Origin of the sequence: Nocardia sp. NPDC058058 (assembly GCF_042885355.1) — a bacterium.
In the GTDB taxonomy this organism is placed as follows: domain Bacteria; phylum Actinomycetota; class Actinomycetes; order Mycobacteriales; family Mycobacteriaceae; genus Nocardia.
The window spans coordinates 150,073-173,845 of record NZ_JBHVSA010000004.1 but is presented as its reverse complement, the minus strand read 5'-3'; the positions used below and the strand labels follow the sequence as shown (position 1 = coordinate 173,845).

Below are 23,773 nucleotides of genomic sequence, written 5' to 3'. Positions count from 1 at the left end.
GTGTGGACCGGCCTCCGCCCGGCGTCGTCGTTTCCGCGATCCCGGCTAGGGGGCGGGGATGATGCGTACTTCCTCCGGAGCCTCGTCGGTGGAGTCCGCGGCGGTGGTGAACCAGTGCGTGACTTCACCCTCGTCGAGGTCGGCGGCCAGGTCCTCCGAGGGGATGACGGACAGCGCGCCCGCCGTCGCGGAGGTGAGGAATTCGTCTACCGCGGGCAGGCCGACCGTTGCCGTGGTGAATGTGGTCGATTCGTAGTCGATCTCATTCTCGGTGCGCAGCGCGGTGGCGCGGTCGAGGGCTTCGGCCTGGGTGAGGGTGGCCCAGGTGTCCGAGGCGTCGCGGTAGATGAAGGCCGGATCGGATTCGGTGAGGGGACGGACCCGGTCGGTGTAGGTGACCGGGTGGGCGGGGCGCGCCGCCAGATCGGCCTGGACCTTGGGGTCGGCGGGGACCAACCAGCGAACCGAGCTGGCCGCCGGGTCCTGGGCGATGCCGAAGTTCGCGCCCGCGGCGAGGATGTCACCGAAGGACAGGCCTTCGGCGAACAGCGTTGCCGCACCTGCCTTCTGGATGGCCCAGACCGCGACGACCGCATCGGCGGAGCGCGGCAGGGCGACGGCGACGATATCGCCGGGGCCCGCACCGCGGTCGATGAGCAGGCGCGCGAGCTGGGAGGAGCGGCGGTCCAGGACGTGGTAGGCGAGTTCCTGGCCGTTGTCGAGCAGGGCCGGGGCCTGGGGGTCCTCTTCCACCACTTCGGCGAGCACGTTGGCCACGGTGCGCGCACCGACGCGGGCCGGTTCCGCCGCCGAATCGGCCGGGGTGACGGCACTTTCGGCGAGGATGCGGGCGCGTTCGGTGGCATCGAGGATGTCGATATCGCCGACCAGTGCGGACGGTTCACCCAGTAGCGATTCCAGTACCCGGTTCAGGCGCGCGGCGAGGGTCTCGACCTCGTCGGCGGTGAAGCGGGTGTCCAGGTAGCGCATGGAGATCTCGATGGTCTCGCCGGCCATGACCACCAGCGTCATCGGGTAGTGGGTGTCGTCGTTGATGCCGACGCCGTTCACCGACATGCCGTCGATGGAGCTGGCGGCGGCGATGGCGTCCTTGTCGACCGGGTAGGACTCGAACACCACCAGGGTGTCGAATTCCGCTGCGGCACCGGCGAGTTGCTGGATCTCGGCGAGGCCGATGTAGTGGTGATCCAGCAGATCCGCCTGCTCGTGCTGCACCCGCTCCAGCATGCCGCCCACGGTGAGGCGGTCGTCGATGCGAATGCGCACGGGCACGGTGTTGATGAACAGGCCCACCATGGATTCCACGCCCGCCAGATCGGCGGGGCGGCCGGACACGGTCGCGCCGAACACGACATCGCCACGGCCGGTGAGCCTGCCGACCAGGATGGCCCACGCGGTCTGCACCAGCGTGTTCACCGTGACGCTGAGTTCGGCGGCCCGCTTGCTGAGCTGGCGGGTGCGTTCGGCGTCGATTTCGAGCACGTGCCGCCCGACCTCGTACTGCTCGTCCGCGCGTCCGGCGGGTGCGAGCTGGGTCGGCTCGGACACACCGGTGAGCGCACGCGCCCACGCCCGCAACGATTCCTGGCGGTCCCGCCCGGCCAGCCAGGCCAGGTAGTTCCGGTAGGACACCGCGCGCGGCAGTGCGGACAGATCCCCGCGCACCGCGTACAGCACCAGCAGATCGCGCATGAGCAGCGGCATGGACCAGCCGTCCACCAGGATGTGGTGGGTGGTGATCACCAGGTTGAACTGCTCATCCGAGGTGCGGAACAGCGTGAACCGCATGAGCGGCGCGGCGGCCATGTCGAAATGCCGCGCCCGGTCGAGGTCGATGAGTTCGCGCATGCGCGGAACCCGTTCGCCCTCGGGCAGATCGGTGAGATCGACAATGCTCCACGGCGCTTCGACGCGATCCAGCACGACCTGGTGCGCCTGTCCCGCGGCATCGGTGACGAACGCGGTGCGCAGGCTCGCGTACCGGTCGACGATGGCCTGTGCGGCCGCGTGCAGTCGATCGGTGTCCACGGTGCCGTGCAGGTCCAGGACGGCCTGCATGGTGTAGACGTCGATCGCCTCCCGGCTCTGCGACATCAGCGCCTGGAACAGCAGACCCGATTGCAGCGGCGACAGCGGCCACACCTCGGTCATGGCCGGATAGGCCCGCTCCCAGACCTCGATATCGCCCTGGGTCACCTTGACCAGCGCCATATCCGACGGCGTGTAACCGCCCGCGTCCGGCCGCTTCGCGTGTTCGGCCAGCGCGGTCAGCGCCGCCACGAACAGATCCGCGAACTCCTGCACCCGCTCGCGCGAGAGCAGTCCGGTCGGGAAGGCGAAGGCCGCGCCCAACTGCGGGCCGTCCTCGCCATCGGTCACGATGGCGTTGATATCGAGGGTGGCGTTGGCGGGCATATCGAGATCCATGTCCGCGTCCAGCTGCCCGAGGTCGCCGACGGGCACCCAGCCCAGCTCCGAAAGCTGTTCCGGCACTTCACCGGTCGATACGCGACCCAGGTAGTTGAAGCTGATCTGCCCGACACTGCGCAGCCGCGGCGCGGTCTCGGCGTTCAGGTAGCGCAGCAGACCGAAGCCAAGACCCTTGTCCGGCACCGAGAGCAGCTGTTCCTTCACCGATTTCACGATGTGGCCCAGGGCTTTTCCGCCCGCGAACGCATCGTCGAGATCGGCCCCGGCCAGATCCAGCCGCACCGGGTAGGCGCTGGTGAACCAGCCGACGGTGCGCGAAAGATCCGCGCCCGGAACGACTTCCTCTTCACGACCGTGACCCTCGAGCTTGATGAGGGCGGCATCGCTGCCGTCCGCCCGCCAGCGCGCGACCGCCATGGCCAGCGCCGAGAGCAGACCGTCGTTCACGCCGCCGCGGTAGCGCCCCGGAATCGAGGTGAGCACCGCATCGGTGACCGCCGCCGGAACCGTGACCTCGACGCGTTCGACCGTGGCGAAGGTATCCACCGCCGGATCGAAGGCCCGCGAGCCGAGCAGCGGATCGGCGGTGCCGACCACGCCCTGCCAGAACGGCAGTTCCGCAACGCGTTCCGGTGCGGACGCCGCGTCGACCAGGGCGTGCGCCCAGCGCCGCATGGAGGTGCCGTTGGCCGGGAGCGCGACCGGCTGACCGAAGGCCAGCTGCGACCACGCCACCGCGAAGTCCGGAATCAGGATGCGCCAGGACACGCCGTCGACCACGAAGTGGTGCGCGGCCAGCAGCAGCACATCCGGGCGGCCCGCACCGAAGGCGAACCACACGAACTGGATCATCGAGGCATTGGCCGGATCGAGTCGGCCCAGGGCCGCGTCGAGCTGAGCGCTCGCGACCCGCGACAGCTCCTCGTCGGAGATGTCGGCCGCGACCTCGACGCGATGCACGAGCGCGTCCACATCGACGCCACCGCGCGGCAGCGCCTCGAATTCCCAACCCGCCGTTGCGTTCCCGCGCAGGCGCGACCGCAGCACATCGTGATGGTCGAAGACCGCCGACAGCGTGCCGATCAGCAGTGCCCGGTCGATATTGTCCGGCAGGCGCAGGGCCATGGACTGCGAGAACCGCTGGTACGTCGAACCACTCGACAGAATCGCCGTCATGATCGGCGTCAGCGGAATATCGCCGACCCCGCCGCCGGGCAGTTCCGCCAGCCGCTCCTGCTCGTTATCTCCGCCCAGCACCGCGATTTCGGCCAGTCCGGCCACGCTGCGCTTCTCGAAGACCTCGCGCGGGCTGAACAGGATGCCGCGCGCCTTGGCCCGCGATACCAGCTGGATCGACAGGATCGAGTCGCCGCCGAGCGCGAAGAACGAATCGTCCAGGCCGACCTGCTCGACGCCGAGCACCTCGGCGAAGACCTCGGCGATGGTGGCTTCGATATCGCTGACCGGGGCGCGGAATTCGCGCGGTGCGAGCACCGGTTCGGGCAGTGCGCGCCGATCCAGCTTGCCCGCCGGGGTCAGCGGAATCTGGTCCAGCACCGTGATGGCGGTGGGCACCATGTATTCCGGCAGTCGCGCGGCGGCGTGCTCGGTGAGCGCGGCGATATCGATGACGGCACCGGCGACGGGCAGCACGTAGGCCGCCAGCATGGTGGTGCCGACCTCGGTCCGGTGACCCACGGTGACCGCGAAGTCCACGGTCTCGTGCGCCATCAGCGCCGCGTCGATCTCGCCGAGTTCGATACGGAAACCGCGCACCTTGACCTGGAAGTCATTGCGGCCCACGTATTCCACGGCCGGAGCGCCCTTGGCGTCACGCGTCCAGCGCACCACGTCACCGGTGCGGTACAGGCGTGAGCCCGGTTCACCGTACGGGTTGGCGACGAAGCGCTCGGAGGTCAGACCCGGACGCGCGTGGTAGCCGCGCGCCAGCTGCTGACCGGCCACGTAGAGCTCACCGGCGACGCCCTCGGCGACCGGCTGCAAGCGCGCGTCGAGCACGAGTGCCCGCATACCGCGCACCGGACCACCGATGACGACCTTGTCGCCCGGGTTCAGCGCATCGCTGATGTTGGTGGCGATGGTGGCCTCGGTCGGACCGTAGGCGTTGTGGAAACGACGCGGACCAGCCGGATTGACGGACCACTTCGCGACGAGGTCGGCCGAGACCGCCTCACCACCGGCGATGATGACCTCCATGCCCGCCAGCTGCGACGGTTCCAGCGAGGCCAGCACGGACGGGGTGATGAGACCGGCGGTGACCCGCTCGCGGGCGATCAGCTCACCCAGTTCGTCGCCACCGTAGGTGCCCGGCGGCACCACCACGAGCGTGCCGCCCGCGCCGAGCGCCAGCAGCAGCTCCAGGATGGAGGCGTCGAACGACGGCGAGGCGAAATGCAGTGCGCGCGAAGAGGAGTCGAGTCGGTAGCGCTCGACCTGCTCGCGGGCGAAGTTCGCCAGACCCGCGTGGGTGACGACGACGCCCTTGGGCAGACCCGTCGAACCCGAGGTGTAGATGACGTAGGCGGCGTGCGCGGCCCGGATGGCCCCCCACCGCTCGGCATCGGAAACCGCCGCGGGCGAATGCGATTCGATCTCGGCGATGACCATCGGATCATCGAGCGAGATCCACCCGGCCAGGCTCGCCACCGGCGGCAGCGCCGCCAGTTCGGCATTGGTGGTCAGGCCCAGCATGGCGCCGGAGTCGGAGATCATGTGCGCGATGCGATCGGCCGGGTAGGCCGGATCGACGGGCACGAACGCCGCACCGGACTTGGCCACCGCCCACACCGCGAGCACGGATTCGAATGAACGCGGAATGGCAACGGCCACTCGCATATCCGGTCCCGCACCGCGTTCGATGAGCATGCGCGCCAGTCGCGAGGACGCCGCGTCGAGTTCGGCGTAACCGAGCACCTGACCGTCGAACACCACGGCCTCGCCGACCGGGTTGGCGGCCACGGCCGCGGCCATGATCTCCGGCAGCGTCCGGGGTTCGACCGCCGCCGCGCCATTGCGGGACAGCAGATCCGCGCGTTCGGCGGCGGACAGCAGTTGCAGATCGCCGACCGCCTGCTGCGGCCGCGCGGTGATCTGCTCCAGCAGGCGGGTGAAGCGCTGCGCGAACTTCTGCACCGTGGCGTCGTCGAACAGGTCACGGGCGTACGCGAATTCGGCGTACATGCCCTCGCCCGCGGCGCCGGCCTCGGTAATGGTCAGCGACAGATCGAATTTCGCGGTGTCGTTCTCGAAATCGACGGCGGCGACCCGCAGTCCGGGCAGCTCGAAGGTGCTGTCCGGCAGGTTCTCGAACGACAGCACCACCTGGAACAGCGGATGGCGTGCGGTGGAGCGCTCCGGGTTGAGCACCTCCACCAGTCGTTCGAACGGGATGTCGGCGTGCGCGAAGGCGCCGAGGTCGGCGTCCTTGGCGTTCGAGAGCAATTGCGCGAAGGTCAGATCCGGGTGCACGTCGGTGCGCAGCACCAGCGTGTTCACGAACATGCCGATCACATTGTCGAGTTCGGCCTCACCGCGACCCGCGATCGGCGTACCGATGGCGATGTCCTGGGTGCCGGACAGGCGCGCCAGGAAGACCGCCAGCGCGGCGTGCACGACCATGAACATGGTCGCGTTCTGCTCGCGCGCGATGGCCTGCAAGCCGCGATGCAGTCCGGCCCCGATCGGGAAGTGCACCTTGCCGCCGCGGAAGGACTGCGCATTGGGGCGCGGGCGATCCGAGGGCAGGTTCAGCTCGTCCGGCAGCTCGGCGAGGGTGGTCCGCCAGTAGTCGGCCTGGCCCGAGATGAGGCTCTCGGGATCGGTTTCCGAGCCGAGCACCGCGCGCTGCCAGATCGAGTAGTCGGCGTACTGCACCGGCATGGGAGCCCAGCCCGGCTGCACACCGGCGGCCCGGGACGCGTACGCGATCATCACATCGCGGGTGAGCGGGCCCATGGACCAGCCGTCCGCGCTGATGTGATGCGCCACGAATACGAGCACATGCTCGATCAGCGGCGCGGCCGGAACCTTGGTCCGGACGCCGACCACACCCGCGGCCTGTGCGCCGACGGCGCGCAGGGTCGCGGCCTCGAAGGCGTCGGCCACATCCAGCACCGCGGCCTCGTGCGCGCCGAGCTCTTCCACGACCGGGGTTTCGACGCGGAACAGCTTGGCGCGCAACGGCACCTCGGTGGTCACGTCGAATCCGGTGGAGATGAGTTCGGCGATGCGATCGCGCACCGTCTCGGCCCCGACCTCGATCGGGGTGAGGTTCGGGATCGCCTGTGCGGCGCTCACGATGACCTGCGATGCCGCCCCGTCGACCTGCGGGTAGATGGTGCGCAGGGTTTCGTGGCGGGCGATCACATCGGCGACGGCCTGTTGCAGTGCGGCGGTATCCAATTCGCCGGTGAGGCGGACGGCGACCGGGATGTTGTAGGCCGCCGAGGTGGTGTCGAACTGGTTCAGGAACCACATGCGCTGCTGTGCCAGCGACAGCGGCACCGATGCCGGGCGCTCCTGCGCGACCAGCGGCTGCCGGTCACCGCTGCCCGCGTGCGCCTCGAGCTTGACGGCGAGTCCGGCGACGGTGGAGGCCTCGAACAGCAGGCGGACCGGGACGCGAGCGTCCAGGGCCGCACCCAGCCGGGCCGCGACCTGCGTCGCCAGCAGCGAGTTACCGCCGAGAGCGAAGAAGTCGTCGTCCGCACCGATGCGCTCGGTGCCGAGCACCTCGGTGAACACCCCCGCCACGATCTCCTCGATCGGAGTGGACGGGGCACGGAAGGCCGTGGTCTCGAACTCGGGCTCGGGCAACGCCTTTCGATCCAGCTTGCCGTTGATGTTCAACGGCAGCGCGTCCAGCACCACGAACGCCGAAGGCACCATGTACGACGGCAGACCCGCCGACAGCGCCGCCTTGGCCTGCGAAATCTGCACGCCCGCAGTGGGATCGGACGGCACCAGGTAGGCGACGAGGCGGTCACCGGTGCGCTTGTCGGACTTGGCCAGCACCGCGACCTGCGCGATCTCGGGCAGCGCCAGCAGCACCGCCTCGATCTCGCCCAGCTCGATGCGGAAACCGCGGATCTTCACCTGGAAGTCGGTACGACCCCGGTATTCGAGTTCGCCGCTACCCGCCCAGGTGACCAGGTCACCGGTGCGGTACATGCGCTCGCCGGTGGCGAACGGGTTGGCCACGAAGCGATCCGAGGTCAGATCCGAGCGACCGTAGTAGCCGCGCGCCAGCTGCGCACCGGCGAGGTACAGCTCACCCTCGACCCCGGCCGCGACCGGGTGCAGCCGCGCGTCGAGCACGTACACCTGGCTGTTCCACTCGGGCAGGCCGATGGAGACCGAACCCTTGTCGGCATCGGTGACCAGGTGGTTCGTGATGGAGACCGCGGCCTCGGTCGGGCCGTACAGGTTGAACAGCTGCGCCGCCGGGTTGGCCGTGCGGAAGCGCTGCGCGACGGTGGCGGGCAAAGCCTCACCGATCGCCAGCACCCGACGCAGCGAACCCGTCAGCGCTCCAGCGGATTCGGTGAGCAACGCATCCAGCATCGACGGCACCACATGCAGCGTGGTGACCAGCTCACGCGCCATCAACTCGTTCAGGTACGACGGATCACGATGACCATCGGCCGAAGCGATCACCAGACGACCACCACTCGCGGCAGCCGACCAGAACTCCCACACCGAAAGATCGAAGGTCGCGGCGGTCTTGAGCAGCACCGCGTCATCCGCGCCGAGCCCGAATTCCGCTGTCTTCCACTGCAACTGATTCGCCACCGCGGCATGCGGCAGCGCCACACCCTTGGGGCGGCCGGTCGAACCGGACGTGAAGATCACGTACGCGGTGTTCGCGGGCAGCAGCGGGGCGACCCGCTCGGCATCGGTGATCGGCTCGGCCGCAACGGTTTCCAGCGTCAGCTGATCCAGGCGCACCAGCGGTGCGGCCTCGGTCGTGAAGCGGGCTTCGGCATTGGTGAGCACGCAGACCGGTGCCGCGGTCTCCAGGATGTAGTCGGTGCGCTCGGCGGGCTGATCCGGATCGACCGGGACGTACGCGCCACCGGCGACGGATACCGCGTACATGGCCACGACCAGATCCACCGAACGGCGCAGCGCGAGCGCCACCCGGGACTCCGGGCCGACGCCGATCGAGATCAGATGCCGCGCAAGGCGATTCACCCGAGCACTGAGCTCGGCGTAGGTGAGCACCTCACTGTCCGGCCCGATGAGCGCCACGGCGGTCGGGATGGCCGCCACGGTGGCATCGAGCAGCGATACCAGCGTCGCGGAGCGATCGACCTCGTGCGCGGTGGCATTGCGCGCCAGCACCAGATCGGCGCGCTCATCGCCTGCGAGCAGTTCGATATCGCCGACCGCGGTGCGCGGTGCGGTGGTGATCGCGCCGAGCAGTCGCACGAAGCGGTCGACGAAGCCCTGCACGGTCGCCTGATCGAATAGATCGGTGGCGTAGGTGAACAGGCCGGTGATGCCGACGGGCGCGCCCGTCTCGTCGTACCGGTCGGTGGCGATGAGATGCAGATCGAACTGCGAGATCTGGGTGTCGATATCCAGACCGGACACGGTCAGGCCGGGCAGTTCCAGGCTGGACTGGGCCAGGTTCTGGAAGGACAGGCCGACCTGGAACAGCGGATGCCGCGCGGTGGAGCGCACCGGGTTGAGCACCTCGACCAGGCGCTCGAACGGCACATCGGCATTGGCGAACGCCTGGATATCGGTCTCGCGCTGGCGGGCCAGCAGTTCGGTGAACGGCGCGCCCGCCTCGACCCGGGTGCGGAACACCAGGGTGTTGACGAACATGCCGATGAGGTCATCCAGGACGGCCTCGCCGCGACCGGCCATCGGGGTGCCGATGGCGATGTCGTCGGTGCCGGACAGGCGGGCCAGTAGTACCGCGAGCGCGGTGTGCACGACCATGAACAGCGTCGCGCCCTCGGCGCGCGCCAAATCGACCAGCGCACGGTGCGTTTCGGCATCGATGCGCACCTCGACCCGGTCACCGGCGAAGGTCTGCACGGCCGGGCGCGGGCGATCGGACGGCAGATCCAGCTGATCCGGAAGCTCGGCCAGCGCCTGCTTCCAGTAGGCGACCTGCTTGGCGGACAGCGATTCCGAATCGTCCTCGCTGCCGAGCAGATCGCGCTGCCAGATGGAGTAGTCGGCGTACTGCACCGCGAGCTTGGACCAGCCCGGGCCCTCGCCGAACGAGCGGGCGGCGTAGGCGGTCATCAGATCGCGGGTCAGCGGCGCGACCGACGAACCGTCACCGGAGATGTGGTGAATCGCCAGTGCCAGTACGTATTCCGTGGACTCGTCGGAGCCGATGCGGAACAGCGCGACCTTCAGCGGCACCTCGGTGGTGACGTCGAAGACGGTGGAGGTGAGCGCCACCACCGCGCCGGTGACCTCATCGGCCGTGACGGTGCGCACCTCGAGCTCGGGGACCGCCTGCGCGGCCGGGAGCACGACCTGGACCGGCCCCTGATCGGTCTGCGGGTAGATGGTGCGCAGGATCTCGTGGCGGGCAACGACATCGGTGATGGCGGCGCGCATGGCCTCGATATCCAGCGCACCGGACAGCCGCACCGCGACGGGCACGTTGTACGCGGCGGACTGGTTGTCGAAGCGGTTCAGGAACCACATGCGCTGCTGGGCGAGCGAGAGCGGAATGTGTTCCGGCCGTTCACCCGCCGTGAGCGCCTTGCGGCCCGCACCGGCGTCGAGTTCGACCCGGGCGGCCAGCGCGGCCACGGTGGAGGCCTCGAACATCAGGCGCACCGGCACCCGGGTGTTCAGCGCCTCGCCGAGGCGTGCCGCCACCTGGGTGGCGAGCAGCGAGTTGCCACCCCAGGCGAAGAAGTCGTCATCGAGACCGATGCGACCGCCCTCGATGCGCAGCACGTCCGCGAACACGCCCGCCACGATCTGCTCGATCGGGGTGACGGGTGCGCGGAAGACCGCCTTCTCGAAGGTGGGTTCGGGCAGCGCCTTGCGATCGAGCTTGCCGTTGGCGTTCAGCGGCAGCGCGTCGAGCTGCATGAACACCGACGGGATCATGTAGGACGGCAGTTCCCCGGCGAGCGCGGATTGCAGCGCCTGCTTGTCGAGATCGCCGTCGATACCGACGACGTACGCGACCAGTCGATCACCGAGCGCCGAATCCTGGTGCGCCACCACGGCGGCCGAGGCCACCGCGGTCTGCCGCAGCAGGGCGGATTCGATATCGCCGAGCTCGATGCGGAAACCGCGGATCTTCACCTGGAAGTCGGTACGACCTCGGTAGTCCAACTCGCCCTTGGCATTCCAGGCCACCAGGTCGCCGGTGCGGTACATGCGCGCAGCGGTGCCGAACGGATTCGCCACGAAGCGGTCGGCGGTCAGATCGCTGCGGCCGTAGTACCCGCGCGCCAGCTGCGCACCGGCCAGGTACAGCTCACCGGAGACGCCGACCGGCACCGGGCGCAGATGCGCGTCCAGCACGTAGACCTGGCTGTTCCATTCCGGCGCACCGATGGACACCGACACCTCGTCGGCGGTGCTCACCCGGTGGTTGGTGATGGAGACCGCGGCCTCGGTGGGGCCGTAGAGGTTGAACAGTTCGGTGCGCGGACGCTCGGCCAGCACGCGCTGGGCCAGCGGGCCGGGCAGCGCCTCACCGATGGCGAGGATGCGCCACAGCGAATCCGGCAGACCGTCGGCCAGCAGCGCGTCCAGCATGGACGGCACCACGTGCAGGGTGGTCACCCATTCGCGAGCCATGAGCTCGTTCAGGTACGCCGGATCCTTGTGCCCACCGGGCTGCGCGATGACCAGGCGGCCACCGCAGGCCACAGCCGACCAGAACTCCCAGACCGAGAGGTCGAAGGTGGCGGCGGTCTTGAGCAGCACCGCATCGGCGGGATCGAGGCCGAATTCGGTGACCTTCCAGAGCAACTGGTTCACCACGGCGGCATGCGGCAGCGCCACACCCTTCGGGCGACCGGTCGAACCGGAGGTGAAGATGATGTACGCCGTATTGGCGGAGGTCAGCTCCCGCACCCGCTCGGCGGCGGTGATCGGCTTGGCCGAGTACTCCGACAGCTCGAGCTCATCGATCTTCAGCACCGTCGCGGTGTCGTGCTCGAAAGCATCGGCGACGGTCGTCAGAACCACTGCCGGAGCGGCGGTTTCGAGGATGTAACCGGTGCGATCGGCGGGCTGATCCGGATCGATCGGCACATACGCCGCACCGGACTTGGCGACGGCGTACATCGCGACCACAAGATCGGTGGAACGCCGGATGGCAAGCGCCACACGGTCTTCCGCACCGATACCACGCGCGATCAGCTCACGCGCCAAACGGTTCACTCGGGCATCGAGCTCGGCGTAGGTCAGGTTCTCCACCCCGTCGGCGGTATCGGCCACAATGGCCACCGCCTTCGGGTCGGAAGCCACGGCCGCGTCGAGCAGCGAGACCAGGGTGGCCTCGGCACCTTCCGGGAACACCTGCGCCACATCCTGCGCGGTGTTGTTCCAGCGCTTCAGGATTCGCTCGTTCTCATCGGCGTCGAGCAGATCGATATCGCCGACGGTGATGCCCGCATCATCCAGCACCGCGTCCAGTACGCGCAGGAACCGGTCGGCGAAGGCGCGCACGGTGCTCTCGTCGAACAGATCGGTGGCGTAACCGAATTCGGTGAGGATTTCGGCGGGCGCACCCTCATCGGTGTACCGGTCGTACAGCGTGACGTGCAGATCGGTCTTGGCCAGCTGCGATTCGAACTGGACGGCGCTCACGTGCAGGCCGGGCAGTTCGAACGCGGTCTCGGCCAGGTTCTGGAAGGACAGGCCGACCTGGAACAGCGGGTTGCGGGCGTTGGAGCGCACCGGGTTGAGCACCTCGACCAGGCGCTCGAACGGCACCTCGGCATTGGCGAAGGCTTCCAGATCGCGTTCGCGCACCTCGGCGAGCACATCGGCGAACGGCACCCCGTGATCGATCTTCGTGCGGAAGATCAGGGTGTTCACGAACATGCCGATGAGATCGTCGAGCTCACGCTCACCGCGACCCGCGATCGGGGTGCCGACCGCGATGTCATCGGTACCGGACAGGCGCGCCAGCAGAATCGCCAGCGCGGCGTGCACGACCATGAACAGCGACGCGTTGTTGGCGCGCGCCAGCTCATGCAGTTTGGCGTGCCGTTCGGCGTCGATATCGAAGCGAATCGCCTTGCCGTGGAACGACTGCGCGGGCGGGCGCGGCCGATCGGTGGGCAGTTCCAGCTGATCGGGGAGATCGGCCAGGGCGCGGGTCCAGTAGGCGACCTGCTGTGCGGCAAGCGATTCCGGATCGTCCTCGGTGCCGAGCACTTCGCGCTGCCACAGCGCGTAGTCGGCGTACTGCACCGGAAGCGCCGCCCACTGCGGGGATTCGCCATTGGCGCGGGCCACGTAGGCCGCCATCACATCGCGCGCCATCGGGCCCATGGAGGAGCCGTCGGCGGAGACGTGGTGGATGGTGAAGGCCAGCACATGCTGTTCCACGGCACTGTCGGAGATGCGGAACAGCTTGACGGCCAGCGGCACCTCGACGGTGACATCGAAGGTGGTCATCGCGAATTCGATGACCTTGCCGAGCAATTCGCCCTCGGCGACCGGTTCCGGCACCAGACCCACATCGGTCTGGGTCGCGGGCAGGATCACCTGGTGCGGTCCGTCGGCCGAGCGCGGGTACACCGTGCGCAGCACCTCGTGGCGGCTGAGCACATCGCCGATGGCCAGACCCATGGCGTTCAGGTCCAGCGCACTGGTGAGCCGCACCGCGAGCGGAATGTTGTCCACGGCCGAGGTGCTGGTGTCGAACTGGTTCAGGAACCAGTAGCGCGCCTGCGCCGGGGACAGCGGCAGGTTCTCCGGGCGCTCCCCCGCGACCAGGCGCGGGCGGGTGCGGCCGGAACCGGCATGGCGTTCCACCCGCGCGGCCAGCGCCGCGACGGTGGAGGCCTCGAACAGATCGCGCACGGCCAGCTGGATTTCCAGTGCCGCGCCCAGTCGCGCGGTGACCTGGGTGGCGATCAGCGAGTTGCCGCCGAGTTCGAAGAAATCGTCGTCGACGCCGACGCGGCCGACACCGAGGACATCGGCGAAGGTGCCCGCCACGATCTCCTCGATCGGGGTGGACGGGGCGCGGAAGACCTTGGCCTCGAACACCGGTGCGGGCAGCTGCTTGCGATCCAGCTTGCCGGAGGCGTTGAGCGGGAAGGCGTCCAGCACCACGAACGCGGTCGGGACCATATAGCCGGGCAGGGCTTCGTGCAGTTCGGCGCGCACGCCCTCGACATCGACCGAGCGTCCGGCGGCGGGGATGACGTAGCCGACCAGCTGATCGCCGAGGCGATCGTCGGAGCGGACCACGACCACCGACTGCGCGATGGAATCGATTGCCGTCAGCGCGGATTCGATCTCACCGAGCTCGATGCGCAGACCGCGCAACTTCACCTGGAAGTCGGTGCGGCCCAGGTATTCCAGCTCACCCGCGCCGGTCCACTTGACCAGGTCGCCGGTGCGGTACATGCGCTGGCCACCGTGGAACGGATCGGCGACGAAGCGATCGGAGGTCAACTCCGGACGCGCCACATAGCCGCGCGCCAGCTGCGCGCCCGCCAGATACAGCTCACCCGCGACACCGGCCGCGACCGGGTGCAGGCGCGAGTCCAGCACGTAGACACGGGTATTGAAGACCGGGCGGCCGATCGGCACGGACAGCGTGTCCGCCGCGGTCACCTCGTGATAGGTGACGTCGACCGCGGCCTCGGTGGGGCCGTACAGGTTGTGCAGTTGCGCGCCGGTCAGTTCCAGCAGCTTCTGCGCGGTCGGCGCGGGCAGGGCTTCACCGGAGGCGAAAACCTGTCGCAGCGATACGCATTCGGCGGCCTTGGCCTCGGCAACGAACACCGACATCATCGACGGCACGAAATGCGCCGTGGTGACGTCGTATTCGGTGATCAGGTCCGCCAGGTAGGCGGGGTCGCGGTGACCGTCCGGCTTGGCGACGACCAGCTGCGCGCCGACCTGCAAGGGCCAGAAGAACTCCCACACCGACACATCGAACGTGGCCGGGGTCTTCTGCAACACCACATCGTCGTCGAACAGGCCGTATTCGGTCTGCATCCACACCAGGCGGTTCACGATCGCGGCGTGCGAGACGGCCACACCCTTCGGGCGACCGGTGGAGCCGGAGGTGAAGATCACGTAGGCGGTGTTCGACTCCCGCAGCGGCGCACTGCGATCCGCGTCGGTGAGCGGGGCGTCCGAGTACTCGGACAGATCGATCTCATCGATGCGCACGGTGGCCGAACGGGCGGCGTCGAAGCCGTCGCGGGCGGTGGTGAGCACGCAGACCGGCTGGGCGGTGTCGAGCACGTAGCCATTGCGCTCGTCCGGGTGATCCGGATCCAGCGGCACGTACGCGCCACCGGCGGCGATGACGGCGTACATGCCGATCACCAGATCCAGGGAACGGCGCATGCCGAGGGCCACAAGCGAATCCGGTCCCACGCCATTGGCGATCAGGTGCCGGGCGAGCTGGTTCACCCGCGAGGCCAGTTCGCCGTAGGACAGGGTCGTCCCCTCGAACGCCACGGCCGGGGCCTTGGGCGTCTGGGCGGCCTGCACCGCGAACATCGACGCGAGGGTGACATCGGCATCGGATTTGCGGCCCGCCAGCGCGACGCGGGTGACGTCGTATTCGGTGGCGTTCCAGGACCGCAGCACCCGGCGGCGCTCCAGATCGTCCAGGAGTTCGATATCGCCGACCAGGGTGGTCGGCTCCAGCACGATGGTGGTCAGCGTGCGCAGCAGGCGATCGGCGAACGCGGACACCGTGGCGGGGTCGAAAATATCGGTGGCGTAGGCGAATTCACCGGTCATACCGGCGGGCGCGCCGTCCGCGCCGACCCGTTCGGTCAGGTTCAGGTGCAGATCGAACTTGGCGGTCACCACGTCCAGCGGCACACCCGCCACTTCCAGACCCGGCAGTGTGAAGGTGGCCTCACCGGTGTTCTGGAACGACAGCATGACCTGGAACAGCGGATGCCGCGCCTGCGAACGCGCCGGGTTGAGGATCTCCACCAGGCGTTCGAACGGCAGATCCGCGTGCCCGAACGCCGACAGGTCGGTGTCCTTGGTGCGGGCCAGCAGTTCGGTGAACTTCTCGCCGCCGTCGACCGCGGTGCGCAGCACCAGGGTGTTGACGAACATGCCGATGGCATCGTCCACGGCCGCTTCACCACGACCGGCGACCGCGGTGCCGATGGCGATGTCATCGCCGCCGGACAGCCGCGCCAGCAGGGCCGCGAAGGCCGCGTGCACCACCATGAACAGCGACGCGCCGTGTTCGCGGGCGAGGTTGTTCAGGCTGTTCAGCAGCGCGGTGTCGATCGAGAACTCGTGCACGCCACCGCGGTTCGAGGCCACGGCCGGGCGCGGGCGATCCGAGGGCAGATCGATCTGATCGGGCAGGCCCGCCAGTTCGGTGCTCCAGTACGAGACCTGCTGGGCGATCAGCGATTCGGCGTCGGATTCGTCGCCGAGGGTTTCACGCTGCCACAGCGCGAAGTCGGCGTACTGCACCGGCAGCGGTTCCCACTGCGGGGCGGCGCCATTGGCGCGCGAGGCGTACGCGAGCATCACATCGCGGGCCAGCGGGCGCACCGACCAGCCGTCACCGGAAATGTGGTGCACCACGAAAACCAGTACGTGCGTGTCGATCTCGGCATCGGTGACCCGGAACAGACCCGCGCGCACCGGCGGGGCCACGGTCACGTCGAACCCGGTCAGCACCAACTCGGCGACCCGATCACGCAGCTGCGCCTCGGTCACCTCGACCGCTTCGGCATCCACACCGACCTGGTCGGCGGGCAGGATGACCTGCACGCCACGGCCTTCCGCGTTCTCCGGGTACACGGTGCGCAGCACCTCGTGACGCTCCAGCACATCGCCGACGGCCAGGCGCAGCGCGGCCGCGTCGAGATCGCCGGTGAGGCGGACCGCGAGCGGGATGTTGTTCACGGCCGAGGCGGTGTCGAAGCGGTTCAGGAACCACATGCGCTGCTGGGCGAGGGACAGCGGAATCTCTTCCGGCCGTTCCTGCGCCACCAGCTCGCGACGGCGGCCGGTGCCGGACTGCGCCTCGACGCGGGCGGCCAGGGTGGCGACCGTCGGGGCGTCGAACAGGGTGCGCACCGGCACGCGGGTATCGAGCGCCGCGCCCAGGCGCGCGACCACCTGGGTCGCGATGAGCGAGTTGCCGCCCAGCTCGAAGAAGTCGTCGTCGGCACCGACCGGGTTCTCCAGTCCGAGCACCTCGGCGAACACGCTCGCCACGATCTCCTCGGCGGGCGTCGCGGGAGCGCGGAATTCGCGAGCCGCGAACTCCGGCTCGGGCAGTGCCCGGCGATCCAGCTTGCCATTGGCATTGAGCGGGAATTCGGCAACGGCCACGAACGCGGCCGGAACCATGTACGACGGCAGCTGCGCGGAGAGGTGCTCGCGCAGCGCGTCCACATCCACCGCACCGGCGGGCAGCGCCACGGTGCCGGGAGCAGCCGACACGGCGGTGTCACCGGCGGCGGCATCGGAATCGGCGGTCTGCGCGGCACCGGACGGGACCACGTAGGCGACCAGCTGGTCACCGGTGCGGGCATCCGAGCGCAGCACCACGACCGCCTGGGAGACGGCGTCGTGCGCGGTGAGGGCGGCCTCGATCTCGCCGAGCTCGATGCGCAGACCGCGCAACTTGACCTGGAAGTCTGTGCGGCCCAGGTATTCCAGTTCGCCCGCGGCGGTCCAGGTCACCAGGTCACCGGTGCGGTACATGCGCTTGGACGCGCCGAAGGCCGCGAACGGGTTCGCGACGAAGCGATCGGCGGTCAGATCCGGGCGCGCGACATAGCCGCGAGCCAGCTGATCGCCGGCGAGGTAGAGCTCACCGGCCATACCGGGCGCGACCGGGTTCAGTCGCGCGTCGAGCACGTAGACCTGGGTATTGAAGACCGGGCGGCCGATCGGCACCGTCTCGGTATCGGCGTCCACCACATGGTGATAGGTGACATCGACCGCGGCTTCGGTCGGGCCGTACAGGTTGTGCAGCTCGGCACCGGTCAGTGCCCGCAATTGCTGCGCGGTGGTGGCGGGCAGCGCCTCACCGGAAGCGAAGACCAGGCGCAACGGCAGCGATCCACCGTTGGCCGCGAGCTCGGCGGTGAACACCGCGAGCATCGAGGGCACGAAGTGCGCGGTCGTAACACCCTCGGCGGCAATGACTTCCGCCAGATACGCCGGATCACGGTGACCGTCGGGCCGGGCCACGACCAGGCGCGCACCGACCTGCAAGGGCCAGAAGAACTCCCACACCGACACATCGAAGGTGGCGGGGGTCTTCTGCAAGACCACGTCGTCGGCGGTCAGACCGTATTCGGCCTGCGTCCACACCAGGCGGTTCACGATCGCCGCGTGGCTGACCGCGACGCCCTTGGGGCGGCCGGTCGAGCCCGAGGTGAAGATGACGTACGCGGTGTTCGAAGGACGCAGCGGCGCAAGACGATCCGCGTCGCCCAGCGGCGCGTCCGAGAAGCCCGACAGGTCGAGCGCGTCCACCGCGAGCACCGGAACGCTCGCGTGGGTGAACCCATCGCGCTCGGTGGTCAGCACGCATACCGGCTGCGCCGTATCGAGCACGTAGTCGATGCGGTCCGCGGGCTGATCGGGATCCAGCGGCACGTACGCGCCACCGGCCTCCAGCACCGCGTACATGGCCACGACCAGGTCGAGCGAGCGGCGGATACCCAGCGCCACCAGGCTGTCCGGGCCGACCCCGGCCTCGATCAGCTTGCGCGCCAACTGATGTACGCGCCCGGCGAACTCGCCGTAGGACAGACCTGTGCCCTCGAAGCCGAGCGCGGCGGCGTCGGGCGTGCGCGCGGCCTGCGCCTCGAACAGCGCGACCAGCGTGTTCGCCGCGTCACCGGTCTCGGGCAGCTGCCACAGGTCGTGCCGGGACGCACCCGGGAGTTCCAGTGCGGCCCAATCGATATCGTCGCGCTCGACCGCATCGGTCTGCTCGGCGACGACCTCGTCGACGGAGTAGTAGGTGCGGTTCCAGTCCAGCACGACGCGCGACCGCTCACCACCGGCGAGCAGATCGATATCGCCGACCGGTGTTTCCGGCTGTGCCGCAACGGCTTCCAACAGACGGTTGAACCGCGCCGCGAAGCGTTCCATCGTCGCCGCGTCGAAGAGATCGGTGGCGTAGATAAGTTCGGCGGTAATGCCGGACGGGGTGCCGCCGAAGCCGTTGCCGGATGCGTTGTGCGCGGCGGTGGCCTCGGTGAGCACCAGTTGCAGATCGAACTTGGCGGTGTCCAGCGGCAGATCGACGCCGCTCACGGTCAGACCCGGGAGTTCCAGTTCGGCCGGTCCCATGTTCTGGAACGACAGCATGACCTGGAACAGCGGATGCCGCGCCTGCGAACGCGCCGGGTTGAGGATCTCCACCAGGCGTTCGAACGGCAGATCCGCGTGACCGAAGGCCTGGATATCGGTGCCGCGCACCGATTCCAGCAGCTGGGTGAAGCCCGCGCCGGCGTCGATCGGGGTGCGCAACACCAGGGTGTTGACGAACATGCCGATCAGATCGTCGAGGGCGCGTTCACCACGGCCCGCGACGGGCGTGCCGATGGCGATGTCCGCTTCACCGGACAGGCGGGACAGCAGCACCGCGAGCGCGGTGTGCGCCACCATGAACAGCGTGGCACCGCGCTGACGCGCCAATTCGACCAGCTTGGCGTGGGTCTCGCCGTCGATGACGAAGGTGTGCGTCGCACCCTTGCCGGTGGCGACCGCGGGACGCGGCCGGTCGGCGGGCAGGTCCAGCTGATCGGGCAGCCCGCGCAGCTCCCGGCCCCAGTACGAGATCTGCCGTGCGATAACCGATTCCGCGTCGGACTCGTCGCCGAGCACCTCGCGCTGCCACAGCGCGTAGTCCGCGTACTGGACTTCCAGTGGCTGCCAGGCGGGTTCGCCGCCCTCCACGCGAGCGCCGTAGGCGGTCATGACATCCCGGGTGAGCGGGCCCATGGAGAAACCGTCGGCGGAGATGTGGTGCACCACCAGTGCGAGCACGTGTTCGGTAGGGCTCACCTCGAACAGGCGGGCGCGGAACGGCACATCGACGGTGACGTCGAATCCGGTGCGCAGGAATTCCGAAAGCGCCTGCGGCAGTCCGGCTTCGGTGGCGTCGATCGGCGTCAGGTCCGGGATGACCTGGCCGGTGGGCACGATCTCCTGGTACGCGGTCCCGTCGATCTCGGGGTACCGGGTGCGCAGCGATTCGTGCCGCGCCAGCACATCGGCGACGGCGATCTGCAACGCCTGCCGGTCGACCAGACCCGAAAGGCGTACGGCGGCGGGGATATTGTCCACGGCCGATTCGGGATCGAACCGGTTCAGGAACCACATGCGCTGCTGCGCCAGCGAGAGCGGCAGGCGTTCGGGGCGCTCCCGCGCGATCAGCGCCTGACGCGCGTTCGTCCCGGCGTGCGATTCGGCGCGCGATGCCAGCGCGGCGACGCTGGACGCCTCGAAGATCTCGCGCACACCCAAATGGGTGTCCAGTGCGGCGGACAGTCGCGCCGCCACCTGGGTGGCGATGAGCGAGTTGCCGCCGAGGGCGAAGAAATCGTCGTCCAGGCCGACCCGTTCCAGGCCGAGGACCTCGGCGAACACGCCCGCCACGATCTGCTCGATCGGGGTGGTCGGGGCGCGGAACACCGCCGCCTCGAAGACCGGTGCGGGCAGCGCGCGGCGATCCAGCTTGCCGGAGGCGTTGAGCGGGAACTCGTCCAGCACCATGAGCACCGACGGCACCATGTACGCGGGCAGGCGCTCGGCCAATTCCGCGCGCACGCCCTCGATGTCCACGGTGCGGCTCGGCGCGGCGATGACATAGGCGACCAGCTGGTCGCCGGTGTGCTGATCCCCGCGCACCACGACCACCGACTGCGCGATCGAACCCAGTGCGGTGAGCGCGGATTCGATCTCACCCAGCTCGATGCGCAGGCCGCGCAGCTTCACCTGGAAGTCGGTGCGGCCGATGTACTCGATCTCGCCGTCTGCGTTCCACACCACGAGGTCGCCGGTGCGGTACATGCGCTCGGAGGAGCCGAACGGGTTGGCCACGAAGCGATCCGAGGTCAGGTCGGGGCGCGCCACGTACGCGGTGGCGAGCTGATCGCCCGCCAGGTACAGCTCACCCGCGACGCCCACCGGAACCGGGCGCAGGCGCGAATCCAGCACGTAGACCTGGGTATTGAAGACCGGGCGGCCGATCGGCACCGAGTCCACGTCCAGGGCGGTCACATGGTGGTACGTGACGTCGACCGCGGCTTCGGTCGGGCCGTACAGGTTGTGCAGTTCCGCGCCGGTGATCTCGCGCAGCTTGTGCGAGGGCTTGGGCGAGAGCGCCTCACCGGAGGCGAAGACCATGCGCAGGCTGGTGCAGTGCACCGCCGCGGGCTCGGCCACGAAGACCGCGAGCATGGACGGCACGAAGTGGGTGACCGTGACGCCTTCGCTCGCGATGAGCTCGGCGAGGTAGACGGGATCGCGATGCCCGTCCGGCTTGGCGATGGCCAGGCGCGCACCGATCTGCAAGGGCCAGAAGAACTCCCACACCGACACGTCGAAGGTGGCGGGGGTCTTCTGCAACACCACGTCATCGGCGGTGAGCCCGTATTCGGACTGCATCCACACCAGACGGTTCACGATCGCCGCGTGCGGCACCGCCACGCCCTTGGGGCGGCCGGTGGAACCCGAGGTGAAGATGACGTACGCGGTATTCGAAGCACGCAGCGGCACAACGCGATCCGCGTCGGTGAGCGGGGCGGCCGAGTAGCTGGACAGGTCCAGCAGATCGATCCGCACCTGCGCGGTCTGCACCGGCAGATCCTCACCCGAGGTCAGCACGGTCACCGGATCGGCGGTGGCCAGGATGTATTCGGTGCGCTCGGCCGGATGATCCGGATCCAGCGGCACGTACGCGGCACCGGCCACGGTGACGGCATACATGCCGACCACCAGGTCGACCGAGCGCCGCATACCCAGCGCCACAAACGATTCCGCGCCGACACCGCGCTCGATGAGCCAGCGCGACAGGCGATGCACCCGCTCGGCGAACTCGCCATAGGACAGACTTGTGCCCTCGAAGCTGAGCGCGATCGCATCGGGCGTGCGCTCCGCCTGCGCCTCGAACAGCGCGACCAGCGTCTTCGCGGCGTCGGGCTCCGCCCCCGTCATCCCGGCGTGCTTGTGGCCGGGATCCACACGATCGGTGTCAGCCAGCCCGTAGGTCACGGCCAAGGCGGTGTCGACGTCGTATCCGGTCTCGTTCCACTCGGTGGTGACGAGCTCCAGCTCATCGGCGTCGAGCAGTTCGATATCGCCCACTGCCGCTTCGGGTTCGGTGGTGATGGCGGTGAGTACCCGAACCAGGCGATCGGCGATGCGGTGGACGGTGTCCTCGTCGAACAGATCGCGCAGATAACCCGCGCGAACGCGCAGCCGGGTGTCGAGCTGGGCGATCAGGGTCAGCGGGTAGTGCGTGGCATCGGCGGCGTCCAGGCCGGTGACGGCCATACCGTCGATATCGGCGGCCTGGGACCGAATGCCCTCGGCGTCAACGGGATAGGACTCGAACACCACCAGGGTGTCGAAGAGCCCGCCGATCCGCGCCGCGGACTGGATGTCGGCCAGGCCGATGTAGTGGTGATCGAGCAGATCGGCCTGCTCACCCTGGGTGCGGTTGAGTAGCGCCCGCGCCGATTCGGCCGGATCGAACGCGACCCGCACCGGCACGGTGTTGATGAACAGACCCACCATCGATTCCACACCGGACAGCTGCGCCGGGCGACCGGACACGGTGGTGCCGAACAGCACGTCCTCGCGGCCGGTGAGGCGGCCGAGCAGAATGCCCCACGCCACCTGGAGCACCGTGTTCGGCGTGACGCCGATATCGGCGGCCAGCGCGGTCAGGCGCGCGGTCGCGGTCTCGTCCAGATCGAAGAAGTACTCACCGGACAGCGCGGTGATCTCACGTCCGGCGTCCGGGCGGGTGAGCAGCGTCGGCTCGGACACCCCGCGCAGCGCCTGCTTCCAGGCGTCGAGCGAAGCCGAACGATCCTGCTGCGCAACCCATTCCAGGAAGTACCGGTAGGACCGCACCGGCGGCAGCACGCTCACGTCCGAATGCGTGGCGTACAGCACCAGCAGGTCCTGCATGAGCAGCGGCATGGACCAGCCGTCGAGCAGGATGTGGTGGTTGGCCACGGCCAGCTGCCACGCGTCGGCGGCGGTCCGCACCAGCGTGTACCGGATCAGCGGCGGCGCGGTGAGGTCGAACCGGGTCATGCGATCGGCGTCGATGACCTGTGCCACCGCCGCCTGCCGCGCATCCGCGTCGGCGATACCGCTGAAGTCGTGCGCGGACCAGGCCACGTGCACGCCATCCAGCACCACCTGTACCGGAACGCCATTGGCGTCGGAAACGTATGCGGTGCGCAGGATTTCGTGGCGGTCCAGCAGCGCCTGGGCGGCCGCACGCAGGCGGTCGCCGTCCACGCGGCCGGTCAGGGTGAGCACCGCCTGCGCGGTGTACACATCCACCGAGGTGGCGGCGAGCTGGGCGTGGAAGAGCAGACCGGCCTGCAGGGCGGACAGCGGCCACACCTGGTCGATCGCGCCGAAACGCCGTTCCCAGCCGTCGATATCGCGCTGGGTGATGTCGACCAGCCCGAAGTCGGACGGGGTGTGCCCACCGGCCTGCGCCGATTCCGCGTGGTGCGCGACGGCGTTCAGCGCACTGATCCACAGCGCGCCGAATTCGGCGACGGCGGCGGCGTCGAGCAGGGTGCTCGGGTAGCCGATATTGGCGGTCAGCTTGTCCCCGACCACGATCGCGTTGATATCGATCGGGGCCATGGCGGGCATATCGGCGTCGTACGCGCCGCCGAGATTGCCGAGCTCGGGAGCCGGGATCCAGCCGAACCCGCGCAGCGCCTCGGGCACATCGCCCTCGTTGACGCGGCCCAGGTAGTTGAAGCTGACCTGGCCGGGCAACTGCTTGGGCAGCTGATCGGCGGTGGCCTGGTTCAGGTAGCGCAGCAGGCCGTAACCGATGCCCTTGTCCGGCACCGCGAGCAGCTGCTCCTTGACCGCCTTGATGGCGCGGCCCATGGCG

1 protein-coding gene (cut by a window edge) is annotated in these 23,773 nt (G+C 68.9%); it reads right to left on the bottom strand.

Annotated features, from left to right (window positions below):
• Nucleotides 1-45: 45 nt before the first annotated feature.
• Nucleotides 46-23,773, bottom strand: the 3' portion of a protein-coding gene (locus ACFVUS_RS31820; RefSeq protein WP_387774996.1) for a non-ribosomal peptide synthase/polyketide synthase. Its footprint extends 20,660 nt past the window's final position; only the last 23,728 of its 44,388 coding nucleotides appear in the window; its start codon lies beyond the right edge, outside the window — the gene reads right to left on this strand; it ends in the stop codon at nt 46-48.